Origin of the sequence: Sporosarcina pasadenensis, assembly GCF_047228845.1 — a bacterium.
Taxonomy (GTDB): domain Bacteria; phylum Bacillota; class Bacilli; order Bacillales_A; family Planococcaceae; genus Sporosarcina.
The window spans coordinates 228,358-245,649 of record NZ_JBFEGM010000003.1 but is presented as its reverse complement, the minus strand read 5'-3'; the positions used below and the strand labels follow the sequence as shown (position 1 = coordinate 245,649).

Here is a 17,292-nt window from a genome sequence, read left to right as displayed (position 1 = left end):
TTTTTACTATTATCCATTATGCCATTTGTACATCCATAACACACCCGACTTCAACAGTCTTGCAATGCGTCCTGTAACGGTACGGTCTGCAAGGTAGGCGAAGCCTTGTTTCTTTCCTAGTGAGCCCATGAAGCCTTTGAGCTTGATTTCCGGCATCTCTTCTGGCAAAGGTTCATTGTTCCATACGTGGCGTAGCACACGGACGATTTGCTCCGCTTGCTCTTCCGCAAGCTGGGCGCTCGGCGCGTGAGGCAGGTCTGCGATGTCACCGACGACATACGCATCTTCGTATCCTGGAATTTGGTGATATTGGTTCAGCACGATGCGTCCCCTGTTCATTTCCACATCCAGTTCACGTGCAATTGAAACCGGCTGGATTCCGGCAGTCCATACGACGGCGTCGACATGGATTTGGTCCTCGTGATTGTAGAGGACATTCTCTTCGACTTTCGTTATGTTCGAGTTTGAAATGACTTCTACTTCATGTTTGTCGAACCAATCTTTGACGTAATTGCTGAGTCGTTCCGGGAAGTCTTTGAGGATGCGTGGTCCCCTGTCGAATAATTTGATTTTCAAATCCGGCCGGCTTTCCCTCAACTCACTCGCCAGTTCGATTCCGCTCAATCCAGCACCGACTATGCCGACTGTCGCACCGCCGCCAAGACCTTGAAGCAGCTTGTAAGTAGCGCGAGATTGGCCGATTGTCTGGATGCTGCTCGTGTATTCCGCCGCTCCCGGAACGTCATGGTAGTTATCCTCGCATCCGAGTCCGATGACAAGCTCATCGTAAGAGATCTCTTCACCATTTTTGAGGGCGATTGCTTTGTCTTCCAATTTGATTCTTGCGATTTCCCCTTCAACAACCTTTAGCTTTTCATGGGATGGTAAGGCGACACGGATGTCCGAGTCTGGTGCCGTTCCCGCTGCCAATGCATAAAATTCTGTTTTAAGACTATGGAAAGGTGTTCTATCAATCAATGTGATTTCCAGATCAGCGGGCAATTCTTTATTGAGTAGACGAAGCAAAATTCGCATATTACCATAGCCTGCACCTAATAACACTAGTTTTCTCATAGTTTTCTCCTTTGCCAATCGTTTTCCGATTTATTCCCATCATGATTATAACAGTTTGTGACATGTTTCACAATAAGACATCCTATTTGACGACAGATGAAAATAAGAGTAGCATGCCAAGTAGGTGAGGTGATCGTCGTGAATCCGATCGTAGAATTCTGTATGAGCAATCTTGCTAACGGTTCACAGAAGACATTGGAAGCGTTGGAAAGGGATCCAAATATAGATGTGTTGGAATATGGCTGTCTCAGTTATTGCACGAAATGTGCTGAAGGATTATATGCACTCGTCAATGGTGAAGTCGTCGAAGCAGACACACCAGAAGAATTGACAGAGCGGATTTTTCAATTCATAGAAGAAAATCCTTTATTCTAATTTCAAAAGCGGAGAGTGGCGTTTAGTCTCGACAGGCGCTGGAGGACTTGAAAAAAAGGCACTTTTTGCCTTTTCTTTCAAGACCGAAGCGACCCGAGAGGCTGCCACCCAGAGCTAGACGAAGACAAGAAAGAACCGTAATTTTCATTGCGGTTCTTTTTTATTCCAATCTGCAAGGCTTTTGTAAAGATATGTCGGTAACTCCAACTGCGCCTTCACCGTCTCCAAACTTGTGACGCCGCCCTCTACATAGATCGTATCGATGCCGAAGCGGATTCCTGCCTGGATGTCGGTTTCGTAATTGTCACCAATCATGACCATTTCGTCTTTCCTATACCCTTTTTGTTGAATGAAATGCAGCATATGCGGCTCCGGTTTTCCAATAACGATAGCAGTGCGATCCGTCGTCGATTCCAAAAGCTTCACAAACGAGCCATTCCCCGGGACGAGCCCTCTTTCTGTCGGGAATGCTCGATCGCCATTCGTCGCAATAAAAACCGCCCCAGCGCGTATCGCCAAACTGGCGGCAGCGAGTTTTTCATATGTAATGCTGCGGTCGATTCCAATGACGACGACGTCCGGGCTTTGTGAAGTCAGCTCAAACCCTTCCGAAACGAGTGCTTGTTCTAGCCCTTCTTCGCCAATCATCATGATGGATGCACCGTCGAAATGCGCTTTGCAATATTTTGCGGAGGCAATGGCCGATGTCATGATCTGTTCCGGTGTTGTCTCAATTCCCATCCGCTGGAGTTTCGTTTGAAATTGGTTTGCCGTCCGAGAAGAATTATTCGTTATATAATAAGGTTCAATGCCGCTTCGCTGAAGTTCTTCAATTAAGATAGCAGCTTCCGGAATCACTTCATTTCCCCGGTAGACAGTCCCATCCAAGTCAAAGCAAACCGCTTTGTAGTTGTCCATCTTTATTGCTCCAGCGGGCTGAAGGCGGAAACAGGACCGAGTTCATTCTCCAAATAATGCCTTACCTTATCCGGAAATGCTTTAATTTCTTCCTTTGTTTCAAGTAAAACCGCTTCAATCTCTTCATTGTCCACTTCAACAAATTCCCGGACGATCATCTTTCGGAGTCCGATCACTTTTTTCAACGGGTCACTCATTTCAGCCGTAATCACTTTCTCATCTTCCATGATGTCGATAATATCGTCATAGCTTCCAGGATCACGCATAATGAAGCCGTCGATCATGGAATTGCCTACATCGATGATTGACTCGACGAGCGTATGTGCAATCCTTTCGAGTGCTAGCGATTGGACTTTGCTCTCATTCCATTTTTGATGCCCTTCAAATAAAGCGAGAAGGCTTTCCATATAAGCAAGTGTTTCATTGATTTTTTGACGGTCGATAAAGTACAAAGTTGTTCCCTCCCGGTAGTCTAAACTCCACTCCATCATATCATAATGGGCACACGAATAAACCGCCTTGTACACAGCATCCTATGTACGAAGCGGTTCATCCATCCTATTCCTGTTCGACCGGCTGCACCTTCACCCTTCCGACTTTTTGAAGGACAAAGTAGGCACATCCGAAATTACAGTATTCATAAAGATAATCCTGTAATGTGCTTATTTTCGTTTCATATGTCGCCTTGGAATTACGATCCTCGTAAAAACCTTTCAGCCGGAGCTGACCGTAACCCCAATCGCCTAAAATATAGTCGTATTTAGATAGCACATCGCTAAACCTTGCGACCAATGCTTCCTCGTTGAAACCATCCCGGTAATCCGTAATAATTTCGTATTCGTAGTTATTTATTGTTACCAAACTTATCACCGCCATTTCAGCTATGCACCGTTGTTGATTCTAACAGGGCGTCTCCGATCCGCTGTTTTTCTTTTGCTGCGGCATTGACCTGTTCGTCCGCATGATAGCTTGAACGTACCAATGGACCCGCTTCACAATGTGAAAATCCTTTAGACATTGCAATTTTACGAAGCTCTCCAAATTCTTGAGGCGTGTAATATTTTTGGACTTTCAAATGTTTTTTCGTAGGCTGTAAATATTGGCCGATCGTCATGATATCGACTTTATGGGCACGTAGGTCATCCATCGTTTCAATAATTTCCTCCATTGTCTCGCCAAGCCCAAGCATTAAGGAAGATTTCGTCGGGATTTCAGGATACATTTCCTTTGCACGGAGAAGAAGCTCCAACGAACGGTCATATGTCGCCCGTGCTCGGACTCTCGGCGTCAACCTGCGGACCGTTTCGATATTATGATTTAGTATATCCGGCTTCGCGTCCATTAAGCGCGCTAGATTATCATAATCCCCTCCCATGTCGGAAGGCAACACTTCAACAGTCGTAAACGGGTTTTTGCGACGAATGGCACGGATCGTTTCAGCAAATACAGCCGATCCGCCGTCCTTCAAGTCATCTCTCGCAACCGCTGTAACTACAACGTGCTTCAAGTTCATGAGGGAAACGGAATCCGCAACACGTTCCGGTTCAGCCAAATCAAGTTCGTTCGGCAATCCGGTTTTCACTGCACAGAAACGGCAAGCGCGTGTACAAATAGCACCTAGAATCATGAATGTAGCCGTACGGCGTTCGCCCCAGCATTCATGGATGTTTGGACAACGTGCTTCTTCACATACGGTATGTAAGTTTTTTTCGCGCATTAATTTTTTTAAGTCCGTATAGTTTTCGTTCGTGTTCAATTTAATTTTAAGCCAATCGGGCTTTCGAACATGTTCTGTCTTTTTCCCTATTTCTGGTCTACATGACACGATAACCGACTCCATTCCTAGTTGCTTGTTTTGCAGTATATCACTTCTGTCAATGTAACATATATTCTGACTTCCAACAACTATCGATAACATAGAAAATTCAATGGTAATACTAGGAAAATAGGAAGAAAGCGCCATATAAAAGGCGCTTTCTTCATTGGTCATTTCAATTCATACAGAATCAGGCTCTGCCTTTGGATTTGGATACTGCCCAAAATATACTTCCCGCAAGTCCTCCCCAAATGACGAGGATTCCGAGAATCATCATGAAAATAGCTCCACCGCTCATAGCGAATCCTCCTTATCGATTATCGTAGTCTGTTGAGTCCAATGCTTTCTTGTTCCATTTCAGTGCCGTAAATATGATTGCCATGATGATGGCGAATAATGCAACCATCCAGCCGCTTGACATGATGAACGCATCCGGATATCCTTCGTAGTTTCCAATCACGTTTCCTTCCGCGTCTGTATGCAATTTCATAATGTTTTTGCGCACCAAGTCTATCATCATATACCCAAGGACTAGTGGTGTTATGACACTTAAACAAACTTTCCACCACATGCCGACGCGTATATCCGAGATTTCATTCGCATGCGATTCGAAAACGCGAAGCTTTTTGAAGACCCATGCGATTAGAATGACCTCGACCAAACCGATTGCTGCTACACCGAACTGGTTGATGAAGTAATCGGCGACATCGAGGAAATACAAACCGCCGCGTGTAGCGAACAGCAATGAGATAATTGCTGCAAGCCCTACACCGAAAAGGACGGACTTTGTACGCGAGATATTGAATTTCTCCGAAACCCCTGCGATATACGTCTCACAGATCGAGATGAGCGATGTAAGACCTGCCAAGACGAGAGACAGGAAGAACAAGGCTCCAAAAAGTCCATTCATCCCAGGCATCTCATTAATGATTTTCGGGAATACGACAAACGCGAGTCCAACGCCAGCGGAAGCAACTTCTGCAACCGAAGTGTTCGCTTGTGTCGCCATGAAGCCAAGCGCGGCAAACACTCCGATTCCCGCAAGTAATTCGAATCCTGAATTCGCAAATCCAGTAATGAATGCGTTATTTGTAATATCCGACTTCTTCGGCAAGTAACTTGAGTATGTAATCATGATGGCAAAAGCTATGGAAAGACTGAAGAAGATGTGTCCATATGCCGCTACCCATACTTGAGAATTTGCCAGTTTGCTTAAGTCCGGTTTGAAGAATGCATCTAGACCGAGTGCCGCCCCGTCAAGAGTGACTGCCCGGATGACGACAAGAAGGAACACGACGACAAGCGTCGGAATGAAAATCCTGTTCGCCAACTCGATTCCTCGTTTAACTCCTGCCAAAAGAATAATGAAGGCGATTGCCCAAACGAGGATGAGCGGAACAAGCACTCCTGGCACAAGCCCGCCGACTTCCCCAGGATTATCCGCCAAGTTAAGTACGCTTCCGAATAGGAATCCTCCAGTATCATCCCCCCATGCCATATTGAAGGAATAGATCGTGTACTTCATTGCCCAAGCGATGATGACTGCATAATATGTTGAGATGACGAACGAGACGAATATGCCCCACCATCCCAACCACTCAGCCCCTTTTCCTTTCATACGAAAGAATGATAGAGGAGCTGAACCGCGATACTTATGACCTATCGTAAATTCCATGATCAAGATTGGAATACCTGCGGTCAGAAGTGCAAATAAGTAAGGTATAAAAAATGCCCCACCGCCGTTTTCATACGCAACGTATGGAAAACGCCAGATGTTACCTAGACCGACAGCAGATCCGACAGCCGCTAAAATAAAGCCGGCGCGGGTCCCCCATTGTGAACGCTGTTCCATTACAATTCCCCTTTCCTTTGATTATGTTAAAAGTTTAACATTTTCAGATTATTATATAATCTTAAAATAAGTATATCCGTCTTAGTATCTATTGTCAAAATGTTTTTTTATTGAAAAAATACCCATTTCGTATTATGACTTTTCCCCTTTATCGTCTTCTGAATGGGTACCGGTAGTGGAAATTTATGATTGGGAACATCGATATATGTCCGGTTGAAACTCAAACCAAAAAATGCCACATCCGCCGAGTGACCGGCGGTTGTGACAGTTTATATCAGTTAGAAGGAAGTTGCTTTCACTTCTGCTCTATTCCGTTTTGATGTCCATACAGTAAACAAACCAGCGATTAGGACGATAACTGCTGCAAGTCCGATCCAAACCGATCCTGTGAGCCCAAGGACTAAGTAGCCGATTACAGCAATGCCTGCTGAAATCAAAGCATATGGGAGCTGTGTAGATACGTGATCCATATGGTTGGATCCTGCGCCCGTCGAAGATAGAATCGTCGTATCAGAAATCGGTGAACAGTGATCTCCAAAAACAGCCCCTGCCAATACAGCAGATAATGCCGGAAGAAGCAGTTCTGGCTCCGCATTGATCATAATCGTTCCGGCAATCGGAAGAAGGATGCCGAAAGAGCCCCACGAAGTCCCTGTCGAAAATGCCATTAATCCGGCGAGCACAAACATGATGGCCGGCAGGAAGTTGACAGGCACATTTGACTGTTCCACAACACTTGATAAGAAAGGCCCTGTTTCCAATACGCCAATTAAATGCGTCAATCCCCATGCAAAAATTAAGATGAGAATTGCTGGCATCATAGCGCCGACACCACTTATAAACGCTTTGCCTACAAGGCTGTAGGAAGCTGTCTCGTTTTTCCCCATTTGTGATAGGTAAAGGACTGCTGCTAATACTGTTCCCGCAAGACCACCGACCATCAATGACAATGGAACGTCGGTGTTTTCAAAAATAGTCCAAATGCTTGCCGATCCGCCGATGCGATAGCCTGTCCAAATCATCATCCCTAATGTAACGATGACTAAAGTAATGATCGGTGCAATCAAATCAATGACACGTCCATAGGAATGGACAGGAAAATCCTCTTTCAATTGACCCGGAATCTCTTTGTTCGGGTCGAAAAGTTCTCCTTTTTCTTGGGCGCGTGTTTCATGTCTTTTCATTTCAAAGTAATCGATATTTGTCCAAGCAAAGAAAAACACCATTGCCAATGTAGCGATAACGTAAAAATTCATCGGTGCCATCATGAGAAATGCGGATAATGGCGAGTAGCTGATTGCAGCAGACGTGCCAAAGATAAGAGCCAATTGGCCGATGAGAAATGCTCCCCAGCTGGAAATCGGCGAGATAACACAAATCGGAGCGGATGTGGAATCGATGAAGTATGCCAATTTCGCCCTTGAAATGCGATGCTGATCCGTAATCGGTCGTGCAATTTGCCCGACAGCCAATGAATTGAAATAATCATCTACGAAAATAAGGATTCCAAGGAGCACTGTCAGCAACTTCGCTCCGCGTCTCGTTTTAATGCGCTTGACGGCCCATTCCGCAAACGCCCTGCTTCCGCCGGACAAACTGACAAATGCGGTAATGACTCCTAATAATAAAATGAAAACCATGATGAAAATATTATACGTATTCAATTCCCCTTCAGACCAGAAAGAGACGATCATTGCAGTCCAAAGATTTTGCAACGTATCGACCGGTGAAAAGCTTGCGACCAATAATGCCGCTGTCACAATCCCCGATCCAAGTGATAATAATACCCTTTTTGTCGCCAACACCATAACAATTGCCACGATTGGCGGCAAAATTGAAACCCAAGTGCCTATCATAAAAATTTCCTCCAATTTTTCGGAACGGTAGGTTTTTAGAATGAAAAAAACCGACACCCTCTACACTAGAATGTGTAGTAGGTGTCGGCTTATTCTACGGTTCGTTTGTAAGATAATCTAAGATGTTTTATCTAACGTACGATCTGTAGCTCATCATGCGATTCGCATGACAGTGTCATTCCTATTCGGAATAACCCCAGCATGAATGGATAGGCAACCCAGTACATGCTTCGGCAAAACTTCCTTTCACGGGCGGTCATCGATGCCAATCTCGCGTCCATTACTAATAAGCCTTGCAGCCTCTACCTAATCGGTGTTCCTCTTGTGCTACTAGCGTAACAGGTAATCACCCTTTTTTCAAGAGCTTATTATTTTCCGCCACCAATGATCGGATACGGCACTTCTATTTGAGGGGGGTTCTCCCCTCCCCGGTTATATATTTGAGGAATAGGACTTTGAATCAAACCGATCGCAACAGGTATCTTCTGTTCCACGACACTTTTCCGCGTCGCCAAAGGAACGATGATCTGGACGTTGACCGTAACCAATATATTCACTTCGACCATTGCGTTGTTAATGCCGAACTCTGTAATACCTGTATCGACAGTAGTCTGTGCTTCCCCAATGACATGGAACCGAATCGGAATTTTAGGGCCAAAGTTCCCGATCATAGGGATGCCCGTCGCTTGCCCCATCGGCACGAAGAAGACGACTCCTCCGTCAGCCTCCATTGCCTCAGGATCATATTCGATATTTTCACTGAGAGGCAGCATTTCCAAATTTCCGCTCTCAGCCATTTTTAGATGCGCCTCTACAAGGCTATGTATCTCCGCCCTCGTTTTATTAATGATCTCAGCATTCAATGTATTTGTCACCATTCCAGGTGAATCATTCGGTACATTTTCGATGATTTCACTCACATCATAGATATCAGTAGATCTTGATTTAATTGCCTGTGTAATGACATGCGCTGCAATCCTCTCCGTTTCAACTTCCGCGTATTGCAGATAAATCGGAGTGAGTTTTGAGTTTACAAAATAAAGAAACAGGGCGATTGTCACAAGAAACGCTGGAAAAAGAAGCGGCAATAAGCGGCGCTTCCTGCGAGGCCTGCCATTATTACTGGAACGGCGATACCGATTCCATTTTTTATAATTTCGAGACGGCTGCCCGTAAAATCTCAAAACGACCCCTCCTGCCTAATATTATGCAGGACCGGGGTCGTTCATTCTTGTTCGTGAAGTGCTTTCAGTATCATCCTTATTGACTCTGCCATCTCTTTTCATCCCGTACCAAACGAATACATCCCGAATCAGTTCGGGCATATGATACTCTTTCTTCGCCTCTTTCAAAACGGGGAAAAAGAAGCCGAATGTGAACATGTCTAGTGTTGCCAGTTTGAAGGTTTTTCCGGCAACGACTTTCCGATTGCCCGCATACAGTTCTCCGGCGCTTTTTCTGAAGAGCCTTTCAAAGATCATTTTACCCATGAAATTTCCACGAAAGCCAAGCCCTTTGATTTCCGTTTCCGGCCACGATTCGTTGCCAGCGAGCTTATAAATTTCCAGCAACTCCGCCCCGTCCAGCGTGATTGTACATGGATTGATCGGATGCGGAAGCAAGGAGTGTACCATGCGTTTCGTCACCCAGCCTTTTTCGAGGCTTCCTAAGAAGATCCCTGCGTTGAACATAGCACAATCCGCACCTGTATAATCAATCAATGCCCTTCCGAAAAATGAGGACATCGGACTTTCCACGAAGAGCTGTTGTTTTAACGGACTTGTGTTATAGAAGACTTTTTCCTCCAGCGCTTCCTTCCCTGCTTGAATGAGATTATTTACATCCTGGATATCTTCTTCATGGCTTTCCAGCTCGTTCACATGGACAACTTCCGCTCTTTTTTCGACGACATTCTTACTGTCCAGATCGATGTGGATTTCAACATGTCCTACATATTCACCAAACTTGCCTGTGGCGGCTAGTAAAGTGTCATTCACCATTTCTCCTTCCGGGAATAAATGATGGGTATGCGCACCTAAAATGACATCGAACAGCTCACATTCTGCAGCAAGAAGCCTGTCTTCATTCACACCTAAATGCGAAAGGCAAATAATGATATCCGTTTTATGCTGAATCTCCATGGCCACTTTTTTCAGTACATGCCTCGGCTCTTCGATACGCCATCCTAATTTCGCATAAAAGTCCGTGTACATTGCCGTCGCGCCGATAACTCCGATTTTTACACCTAGAGCCGTTTCGTATATTTTATAAGGCTCCAGCCATTTCGGAAATGAGTCATCCGTCTCCGTTAAATTGCAAAGGACGACGTCGAATTCCGCTCCTTTGTAGAGGGTATTCAATGCTTTTTTGGACATCGTAATGCCTTCATTATTGCCGATTGTCACCGCATCATATCCAGCACTGTTCAGCAATGCGACATTTCCCTTGCCGTTAGTTCCTTCTGTGAATGGGTGCGACCTGTCAACATGGTCTCCGATGTCAAAAATGAAGCAAGCCTCTTCTTCGGAATTGTGCTGCTGTCTCTTTGATTGGAGATGCCTACTGATCTTCGGCCAACTGTCAAAATGGCTATGGATATCATTCGTATGATATAAATGGATTGTTTCGATACCGTGTTTCATAGCTCAACCCCAAATCCCCTCGATAATTGACCTTACTCCGAATAATAACAGCATAATCCGCAACACGAGGACCAATGTTTCCGAATTCATCTTCTTATTAAGCATCGTCCCGATCATGCCTCCGATATAGGCGCCCGGAATGACCGGAAGTGCATAAAGCCAAGGCACATGCCCTAACGAGATATGCGCGGCGGAGTTTACGATAGCTGACAAGAACACGATGAACATTGATGTACCGACTGCAATATGCGGCGGAAACAGGAACAGAAGAATTAGCGCCGGCACTATCATCGTTCCACCTCCGATGCCGAATAGGCCGGATGCAAATCCGATGATGAATGTCAATATGAGCGCGAACCAAATCGGATACCCATACACATGTGTCTCTCCATGTGAATCGATAAACGTCCTCGGTTTGCCGCGCTCTACAAACCAATGGATCGGTTTTAAATATTTACGCGCTAGCAATAGGATAGATAGGACAATGAGCAAGATGCCAAAGTATAAATTAAATGATGGCAAATCCATTCCTTTATTTACAAATGCACCAATCATCAACCCTGGTATGGAGCCCGCGAAAAAAATCCATCCCGTCCGGAAGTCGACCGTCTTCCCTTTCATATGCGAAATGGTGGAAGATAGACCGTTAAAGATCATCATGATGACTGAAATTCCGACGACGCTTTGCGGCGTGATGCCGGGAATCCAACCAAAATTAATGCCGACTAATAGTGTCAGCGGAACAAGTATCGTTCCGCCTCCGAGCCCGACAATCGACCCCATTACGCCGGATATTGCACCGATAATTGCCAATAACAGAAACGCCATTCTTATTCCTCCTCAAAAAAGTCAAGCTGCTTAGGTGCGAGTGCCTGGAAGTCAATGCCCATCATTTTTTGAAAGCGTTTTGCGTTCTCAGCTGCATGGCCACCAGAATTATTGTTAAAAATGACAAACACGTTCTCCGTTTCGCTCTCCAATTTTCGGACCGCTTCACGAATTTCCTCCAATTCACTGTCCGCGTAATTATAGAGATATCGGACTTTACGCCACGCTTCACTATCACCCGTTGTATTTTGCCAGCCATTCACATTCCTGCCATGAAGGCGGAAAAACACTTTATCGTTGCGTGTTGTTTCGGCAACGAGAGGAACGCTGCCAACGCCAGCTTGCGGCTCATCACATACAGTATGAATGAAATTCATTTCCTCAAGAAATGAAAGAGTCCTTTCCTGCATGCTTGGAGCGTACCATGATTGGTGGCGAAACTCTATCGCCACGTCGTACCCTTCTAACTGACTCCGAATGTATCTAATCTGTTCTACATTTTCTCTTTTGCAATCAAACCATGGTGGAAATTGAACGAGAATCATAGCAATCTTTCCGGCGTCCCGCATCGGATCGATAGAAAGCTTGAATTGCTGGAACATTTCTTCAGGAGTTGAATATGGAAGCTTTCCTCGTTGATGTCCCGTCATTCCTTGATTGGCCTTTACGATGAACTGGAAATCGTCAGGTGTTTCATCGATCCATTTTCGGATATTACGTTCCGGTTGGATGGCGTAAAAGGATGCATCTAGCTCAACGATTGGAAAGTGAGAGCTGTAATCGATCAATTTTTCATTTTTCTTGGAGGTTGGGGAATAGACATCTGGATGGTCTCCCCATCCTGTCAATCCGACTTGAATCATAGTATCCCTCTTTTCCGTTCGTAGATGAATATTGTCATCATATCATATGTCCACAGGGTGATTCCGCCATTTTGCACCATAGTTTTGAGGACTAAGCTTGGCGTCTAGACACGGAGCACTTTAATTTGGGCGCGGGACGCCTCACTTTGGGCGCGGGACACCTCGCTTTGGGCGCGGGACACCTCACTTTGGGCGCGGGACACCTCACTTTGGGCGCAGGACGCCTCACTTTGGGCGCGGGACACCTCACTTTGGGCGCGGGACACCTCGCTTTGGGCGCGGGACGCCTCGCTTTGGGCGCGGGACACCTCGCTTTGGGCGCAGGACGCCTCACTTTGGGCGCGGGACACCTCGCTTTGGGCGCGGGACGCCTCACTTTGGGCGCGGGACACCTTGCTTTGGGCGCGGGACGCCTCACTTTGGGCGCGGGACACCTCGCTTTGGGCGCAGGACGCCTCACTTTGGGCGCGGGACACCTTGCTTTGGGCGCGGGACACCTCGCTTTGGGCGCGGGACGCCTCGCTTTGGGCGCGGGACGCCTCGCTTTGGGCGCGATTGCAGAAAATGAAAAAACCGCCTGCAATGAGGCGGTTTTTCGTAGTCTTTTATTAACCGATTGAACCTTCCATCTCAAAACGGATGAGGCGGTTCATTTCTACTGCGTATTCCATCGGCAATTCTTTTGTGAATGGCTCGATGAAGCCCATAACGATCATTTCAGTCGCTTCGAGCTCAGGAATTCCGCGGCTCATTAAGTAGAAGAGCTGCTCTTCTGATACCTTGGAAACTTTCGCTTCGTGCTCCAGTGAAATGTTGTCGTTAAAGATTTCGTTGTATGGAATCGTATCGGACGTCGATAATTTATCCATGATGAGCGTGTCACATTCGATGTTTGCACGCGCACCGTCTGCACGGCGGCCGAAGTGGACAACTCCACGGTATGTTACTTTACCGCCATGTTGGGAAATCGATTTTGAAACGATCGTGGATGACGTGTTCGGCGCCAAGTGCATCATTTTTGCTCCTGCATCTTGGTGCTGCCCTTTACCAGCCAAAGCGATGGACAATGTCATACCACGTGCACCTTCACCTTTAAGGATACATGCAGGGTATTTCATCGTAAGCTTCGAACCGATGTTGCCGTCGATCCATTCCATAGTTGCGTTTTCTTCACACACTGCACGCTTCGTAACTAGGTTGTAAACGTTGTTTGCCCAGTTTTGAATTGTTGTGTAACGGCAGTACGCATCTTTTTTAATGATGATTTCAACGACCGCACTATGAAGTGAGTTCGTCGTGTAAACAGGTGCTGTACATCCTTCAACATAGTGGACGCTTGCGCCTTCATCTACAACGATCAAAGTACGCTCGAACTGACCCATGTTTTCCGAGTTGATACGGAAATACGCTTGAAGTGGCGTTTCCACTTTGATGCCAGGTGGTACATAGATGAATGAACCACCAGACCAAACAGCAGAGTTCAAAGCCGAGAACTTATTGTCTGTGTTCGGAATGACTGTTCCCCAATACTTTCTGAACAGCTCTTCGTTTTCACGCAAAGCCGAGTCTGTATCTTTAAAGACGATTCCTAGATCTTCAAGTTCTGATTTCATGTTGTGGTAAACAACTTCAGATTCGTACTGTGCAGATACACCCGCAAGGTATTTTTGCTCAGCTTCAGGGATCCCTAGTTTATCAAATGTACGCTTGATTTCTTCCGGAACTTCATCCCACGAACGCTCTGTCGCTTCGGAAGGTTTTACGTAATATGTGATTTCGTCGAAGTTAAGCGAATTCAAATCTCCGCCCCATTGAGGCATCGGTTTGCTGTAGAAGATCTCAAGGGATTTCAGACGATAGTCCAGCATCCATTGTGGCTCTTCTTTCATTCTCGAAATTTCTTCAACAATTTCACGTGTCAACCCACGCTCCGAACGGAAAACAGATACGTCCTTATCTGCGAAACCATATTTGTAATCGCCAATATCAGGCATTTTCTTAGCCATCATTATTCCTCCGTTCTAACATTTGTCTTACATTGCCCCAGTTGCCCGGCTGTACAACTTTTCGCCGGGAACCGTTTTGTTTATTGCTCGGATTCTTGACCGATTCCCTTTTCCATCGCCTTCCATGCGAGCGTTGCACATTTGATGCGCGCAGGGAATTTGGCAACGCCGGATAGGGCTTCGATATCACCGAAATCAATGGAATCATCAATTTCTTTTCCGAGCATCATGTCAGAAAACAAATGGGCATACTTAACTGCCGTGTCCACGTCTTTGTTTTTGATAATTTGTGTCATCATCGATGCGGATGCCATGGAGATCGAGCAGCCTTCCCCTTCGAACTTGGCATCCCGTACGATGCCGTCCTCCACTTTAAGAGTCAAATGAATGACATCTCCGCACGTCGGATTATTCATGTCGATTGTGACGTTATTCTCTTCCAGTACACCTTTGTTCCGTGGATTTTTATAATGATCCATGATGACTGAACGATATAGCTGGTCTAAATTGTTTGTTGGCATTATTGGAAATACTCCTTTGCAATACGGAGTCCTTCTACGAGACGGTCAACATCTTCTTCCGTGTTGTACAGATAGAAGCTTGCGCGGGCTGTCGCTGAACATTCTAGCCATTTCATAAGCGGCTGCGCACAATGATGACCTGCCCGCACTGCGATTCCGTTCATATCTAGTACCGTGGCAAGATCATGTGGATGGACATTATCCAAATTGAACGTCACGATGCCGGCACGCTTTTCCGGATCAAGAGGTCCATAAATCGTCAAACCATCAATTGAGGACATTTTCTCCATAGCATAACCTGCAAGCTCGTGTTCATGCCGTTCAATTTGATCTAATCCGATCTCTTCCAAGAAATCGATGGCAGCGCCCAATCCGATGGCGCCTGCAATGATCGGCGTTCCTCCTTCGAATTTCCACGGAAGCTCTTTCCATGTAGATTCGTAAAGACCAACGAAATCGATCATTTCACCACCGAATTCAACCGGCTCCATTTCATTCAATAATTCTTTCTTTCCATAAAGGACACCAATCCCCGTAGGGCCACACATCTTATGGCCTGAAAAAGCGAGAAAATCGCAATCCAAGTTTTGGACATCCAATTTCATGTGAGGAGCGGCCTGCGCACCATCGACGACCATCACAGCGCCATGGGCATGCGCAATCTCTGTAACTTCCTTAATAGGATTCATCGTGCCAAGTACGTTGGATACGTACATCATCGAAACGATTTTCGTACGATCGGTGACTGTTTGACGAACTTTATCAAGGGAGAGAGTGCCATCCTCTTCCAAAACGACATACTTCAGGATTGCACCTTTTTCCTTCGCCAATTGCTGCCACGGAATAATATTGGCATGGTGTTCCATATGGGTGATGACGATTTCATCGCCTTCGCCGACATTCGCGCGACCATAGCTTTGAGCTACCATATTAAGGGCTGTAGTCGTTCCACGATTAAAGATGATTTCCTCAGTGGATTTCGCATTGATGAACTTGCGGACTTTTTCACGCGCCCCTTCATAATGATCCGTAGCTCGATTGCCTAATGTATGGACGCCACGGTGGACGTTCGCGTTGTCGTACAAATAGTAGTCACTGATTGCCTCAATGACTTGCCGCGGCTTTTGGGAAGTCGCGGCACTGTCTAAATATACGAGCGGATGCCCGTTGATCTCCTGGTCAAGTATCGGGAAATGTTTGCGGATGTCTTTGCTGAGCATTAGCGCACTTTCCTTTCAATAACCTCCGTCAATTGCTTCTTGACACCTTCGATTGGCAATTTGCTTACTACAGGTGCAAGGAAACCATGGATGACTAGGCGTTCTGCTTCCTGTTGCGAAATTCCACGGCTCATCAAGTAGAACAATTGAAGCGGATCTACACGGCCTACGGATGCAGCGTGACCGGCAGTAACATCATCTTCATCGATCAATAGGATCGGGTTCGCATCTCCACGGGCTTTTTCACTTAGCATCAAAATCCGTGATTCTTGGACCGCGTTCGATCTTGTAGCACCTTTGGCAATTCTGCCGATGCCGTTGAAGATGGAAGAAGCGGACTCCTTCATAACGCCATGCTTAAGGATGAATGCATCTGTATCAAGTCCCCAATGGACGATTTCAGATGTGAAGTTCTGCCTTTGGCTTCCTCGGCCGACAACGACTGTCTTCATATCACTTGAAGAGCCGTTTCCGACGAGGTGCGTAATGTTTTCAGAGATTGTATCACTGTCGTTCATCAATCCTAATGCCCATTCGATTCGGCTGTTCACTCCTGCAACTCCACGGCGGTTGACGTAAGTCGTGAATCCTTTTGCAAGGACGTCCACTGCACCATAGATGATTTTCGCGTTATCGCCCGCGAAAACTTCCGCAATGATATTCGCCTGTCCTGTAGCCTCTTCGACTGTGGACAAATAGTTCTCCACGTATGTCAAGGAGCTGTTCGCTTCAGCTACGACGATAACATGATTGAAGAGAGATGCTTGTGCGTCATCGTGTAAAAATAGAACTTGAAGCGGTTCTGCGACTTCGACATTTTTCGGCACATAGACGAATACGCCGCCATTTATAAGTGCTGCGTGCAATGCTGTTAGTTTATGTTCATCCACTTTCACGCCATCCGTCATGAAATACTTTTTCATTAGATCGGCATGTTCGCGTGAGGCAGTGAAGATATCCGTCAAGATGACACCTTTCGCTTTCAACTCATCAGAAAGTGAAATGAATGCAGGTGTATTATTATGTTGAACATAAACGTTCTGTTGATCTGCGCCGACCAATTCTTTCGCTTCGGCAGGCAAGTCTGCAAGTGTTGCGTAGGTAGAGCTTTCCACTGCATGTACAGGGAAATCTACAAAGTTCCACTTGTCAATTTTTGTTTTATCTGGTGTTGGCATCGGAAGCTGTTCCACTTTCGCTAACGCATCTGCGCGGAATTCTGCCATCCAATCGGCTTCATTCATGTTTGCGGAAAAAGAGCGGACGTCCTGTTCGGTCAATGCCATTGTTGTTTTAACCGTCATTTTGAATCGTCCCCTTT

The 17,292-nt window shown here is 46.0% G+C and carries 18 protein-coding genes and 1 riboswitch; of the genes, 2 read left to right on the top strand and 16 right to left on the bottom strand.

The window, feature by feature from the left end:
* Window positions 1–9: 9 nt before the first annotated feature.
* Window positions 10–1,074 (bottom strand): NAD(P)/FAD-dependent oxidoreductase, encoded by a 1,065-nt coding sequence (locus tag AB1K89_RS06630; protein WP_413053979.1) that lies wholly within the window; start codon window positions 1,072–1,074, stop codon window positions 10–12.
* A gap of 138 nt (window positions 1,075–1,212) precedes the next feature.
* Between AB1K89_RS06630 and AB1K89_RS06625 the strand changes: the two genes are divergently transcribed.
* A complete protein-coding gene (locus AB1K89_RS06625; protein WP_413053978.1) occupies window positions 1,213–1,449 on the top strand; it encodes a YuzB family protein in 237 nt (78 codons plus the stop codon).
* A 144-nt stretch (window positions 1,450–1,593) separates the two neighbouring features.
* Here AB1K89_RS06625 and AB1K89_RS06620 read toward each other — a convergent pair whose 3' ends face one another.
* From AB1K89_RS06620 to AB1K89_RS06570, 11 genes are all read right to left on the bottom strand, one after another.
* Window positions 1,594–2,367, bottom strand: a complete 774-nt coding sequence (locus AB1K89_RS06620; protein WP_413053977.1) for a TIGR01457 family HAD-type hydrolase — start codon at window positions 2,365–2,367, stop codon at window positions 1,594–1,596.
* 2 nt (window positions 2,368–2,369) lie between these two features.
* Window positions 2,370–2,819: a DUF86 domain-containing protein gene (locus AB1K89_RS06615; protein WP_413053976.1), complete on the bottom strand. Its 450-nt coding sequence runs from the start codon at window positions 2,817–2,819 to the stop codon at window positions 2,370–2,372.
* A 106-nt stretch (window positions 2,820–2,925) separates the two neighbouring features.
* Window positions 2,926–3,228 (bottom strand): YutD family protein, encoded by a 303-nt coding sequence (locus tag AB1K89_RS06610; RefSeq protein WP_413053975.1) that lies wholly within the window; start codon window positions 3,226–3,228, stop codon window positions 2,926–2,928.
* Window positions 3,229–3,244: 16 nt separating this feature from the next.
* Window positions 3,245–4,207, bottom strand: coding sequence for a lipoyl synthase (gene lipA, locus AB1K89_RS06605; RefSeq protein WP_413053974.1), 963 nt, complete (start codon window positions 4,205–4,207; stop codon window positions 3,245–3,247).
* A 166-nt stretch (window positions 4,208–4,373) separates the two neighbouring features.
* Complete coding sequence (locus tag AB1K89_RS06600; protein ID WP_252503941.1) at window positions 4,374–4,481, bottom strand: methionine/alanine import family NSS transporter small subunit; 108 nt, start codon at window positions 4,479–4,481, stop codon at window positions 4,374–4,376.
* Between the two features lie 12 nt (window positions 4,482–4,493).
* Entirely contained in the window at window positions 4,494–6,035 is a 1,542-nt protein-coding gene (locus AB1K89_RS06595; protein ID WP_413053973.1) for a sodium-dependent transporter, read from the bottom strand.
* A 278-nt stretch (window positions 6,036–6,313) separates the two neighbouring features.
* Window positions 6,314–7,891: a Na+/H+ antiporter NhaC family protein gene (locus AB1K89_RS06590; protein WP_413053972.1), complete on the bottom strand. Its 1,578-nt coding sequence runs from the start codon at window positions 7,889–7,891 to the stop codon at window positions 6,314–6,316.
* Window positions 7,892–8,029: 138 nt separating this feature from the next.
* A riboswitch (Lysine riboswitch) is annotated at window positions 8,030–8,204 on the bottom strand.
* A 55-nt stretch (window positions 8,205–8,259) separates the two neighbouring features.
* Window positions 8,260–9,075 carry a sporulation protein YunB gene (gene yunB, locus AB1K89_RS06585; protein WP_413053971.1) on the bottom strand — a complete coding sequence of 272 codons (816 nt, stop codon included), beginning with the start codon at window positions 9,073–9,075 and terminating at the stop codon, window positions 8,260–8,262.
* A gap of 21 nt (window positions 9,076–9,096) precedes the next feature.
* Window positions 9,097–10,533 (bottom strand): bifunctional metallophosphatase/5'-nucleotidase, encoded by a 1,437-nt coding sequence (locus tag AB1K89_RS06580; RefSeq protein ID WP_413053970.1) that lies wholly within the window; start codon window positions 10,531–10,533, stop codon window positions 9,097–9,099.
* Window positions 10,534–10,536: 3 nt separating this feature from the next.
* Window positions 10,537–11,361, bottom strand: a complete 825-nt coding sequence (locus AB1K89_RS06575; RefSeq protein ID WP_413053969.1) for a sulfite exporter TauE/SafE family protein — start codon at window positions 11,359–11,361, stop codon at window positions 10,537–10,539.
* A 2-nt stretch (window positions 11,362–11,363) separates the two neighbouring features.
* Window positions 11,364–12,224 (bottom strand): DUF72 domain-containing protein, encoded by an 861-nt coding sequence (locus AB1K89_RS06570; protein ID WP_413053968.1) that lies wholly within the window; start codon window positions 12,222–12,224, stop codon window positions 11,364–11,366.
* Between the two features lie 125 nt (window positions 12,225–12,349).
* Between AB1K89_RS06570 and AB1K89_RS06565 the strand changes: the two genes are divergently transcribed.
* Window positions 12,350–12,844, top strand: coding sequence for a hypothetical protein (locus tag AB1K89_RS06565; RefSeq protein ID WP_413053967.1), 495 nt, complete (start codon window positions 12,350–12,352; stop codon window positions 12,842–12,844).
* Here AB1K89_RS06565 and sufB read toward each other — a convergent pair.
* From sufB to sufD, 4 genes are all read right to left on the bottom strand, one after another.
* The gene (sufB, locus tag AB1K89_RS06560; protein WP_413053966.1) at window positions 12,833–14,230 is read right to left on the bottom strand and encodes a Fe-S cluster assembly protein SufB; all 1,398 of its coding nucleotides are present in this window, start codon (window positions 14,228–14,230) and stop codon (window positions 12,833–12,835) included. The genes AB1K89_RS06565 and sufB overlap by 12 nt on opposite strands.
* Before the next feature lie 80 nt (window positions 14,231–14,310).
* Window positions 14,311–14,751, bottom strand: coding sequence for a Fe-S cluster assembly sulfur transfer protein SufU (gene sufU / locus AB1K89_RS06555; RefSeq protein WP_413053965.1), 441 nt, complete (start codon window positions 14,749–14,751; stop codon window positions 14,311–14,313).
* Window positions 14,751–15,971 (bottom strand): cysteine desulfurase, encoded by a 1,221-nt coding sequence (locus AB1K89_RS06550; RefSeq protein WP_413053964.1) that lies wholly within the window; start codon window positions 15,969–15,971, stop codon window positions 14,751–14,753. Before AB1K89_RS06550 ends, sufU begins: the two co-directional genes overlap by 1 nt.
* Window positions 15,971–17,275: a Fe-S cluster assembly protein SufD gene (gene sufD, locus AB1K89_RS06545; RefSeq protein WP_413053963.1), complete on the bottom strand. Its 1,305-nt coding sequence runs from the start codon at window positions 17,273–17,275 to the stop codon at window positions 15,971–15,973. The genes AB1K89_RS06550 and sufD overlap by 1 nt, the downstream gene beginning before the upstream one ends.
* Window positions 17,276–17,292: the final 17 nt, after the last annotated feature.

Coding starts and splice junctions, on each gene's coding strand:
- AB1K89_RS06630 (WP_413053979.1), bottom strand. CDS start 1,074: ATGAGAAAACTAGTGTTATTAGGTGCAGGCTATGGTAATATGCGAATT.
- AB1K89_RS06620 (WP_413053977.1), bottom strand. CDS start 2,367: ATGGACAACTACAAAGCGGTTTGCTTTGACTTGGATGGGACTGTCTAC.
- lipA (WP_413053974.1), bottom strand. CDS start 4,207: ATGGAGTCGGTTATCGTGTCATGTAGACCAGAAATAGGGAAAAAGACA.
- AB1K89_RS06600 (WP_252503941.1), bottom strand. CDS start 4,481: ATGAGCGGTGGAGCTATTTTCATGATGATTCTCGGAATCCTCGTCATT.
- AB1K89_RS06595 (WP_413053973.1), bottom strand. CDS start 6,035: ATGGAACAGCGTTCACAATGGGGGACCCGCGCCGGCTTTATTTTAGCG.
- AB1K89_RS06590 (WP_413053972.1), bottom strand. CDS start 7,891: ATGATAGGCACTTGGGTTTCAATTTTGCCGCCAATCGTGGCAATTGTT.
- AB1K89_RS06580 (WP_413053970.1), bottom strand. CDS start 10,533: ATGAAACACGGTATCGAAACAATCCATTTATATCATACGAATGATATC.
- AB1K89_RS06575 (WP_413053969.1), bottom strand. CDS start 11,361: ATGGCGTTTCTGTTATTGGCAATTATCGGTGCAATATCCGGCGTAATG.
- AB1K89_RS06570 (WP_413053968.1), bottom strand. CDS start 12,224: ATGATTCAAGTCGGATTGACAGGATGGGGAGACCATCCAGATGTCTAT.
- sufB (WP_413053966.1), bottom strand. CDS start 14,230: ATGGCTAAGAAAATGCCTGATATTGGCGATTACAAATATGGTTTCGCA.
- sufU (WP_413053965.1), bottom strand. CDS start 14,751: ATGCCAACAAACAATTTAGACCAGCTATATCGTTCAGTCATCATGGAT.
- AB1K89_RS06550 (WP_413053964.1), bottom strand. CDS start 15,971: ATGCTCAGCAAAGACATCCGCAAACATTTCCCGATACTTGACCAGGAG.
- sufD (WP_413053963.1), bottom strand. CDS start 17,275: ATGACGGTTAAAACAACAATGGCATTGACCGAACAGGACGTCCGCTCT.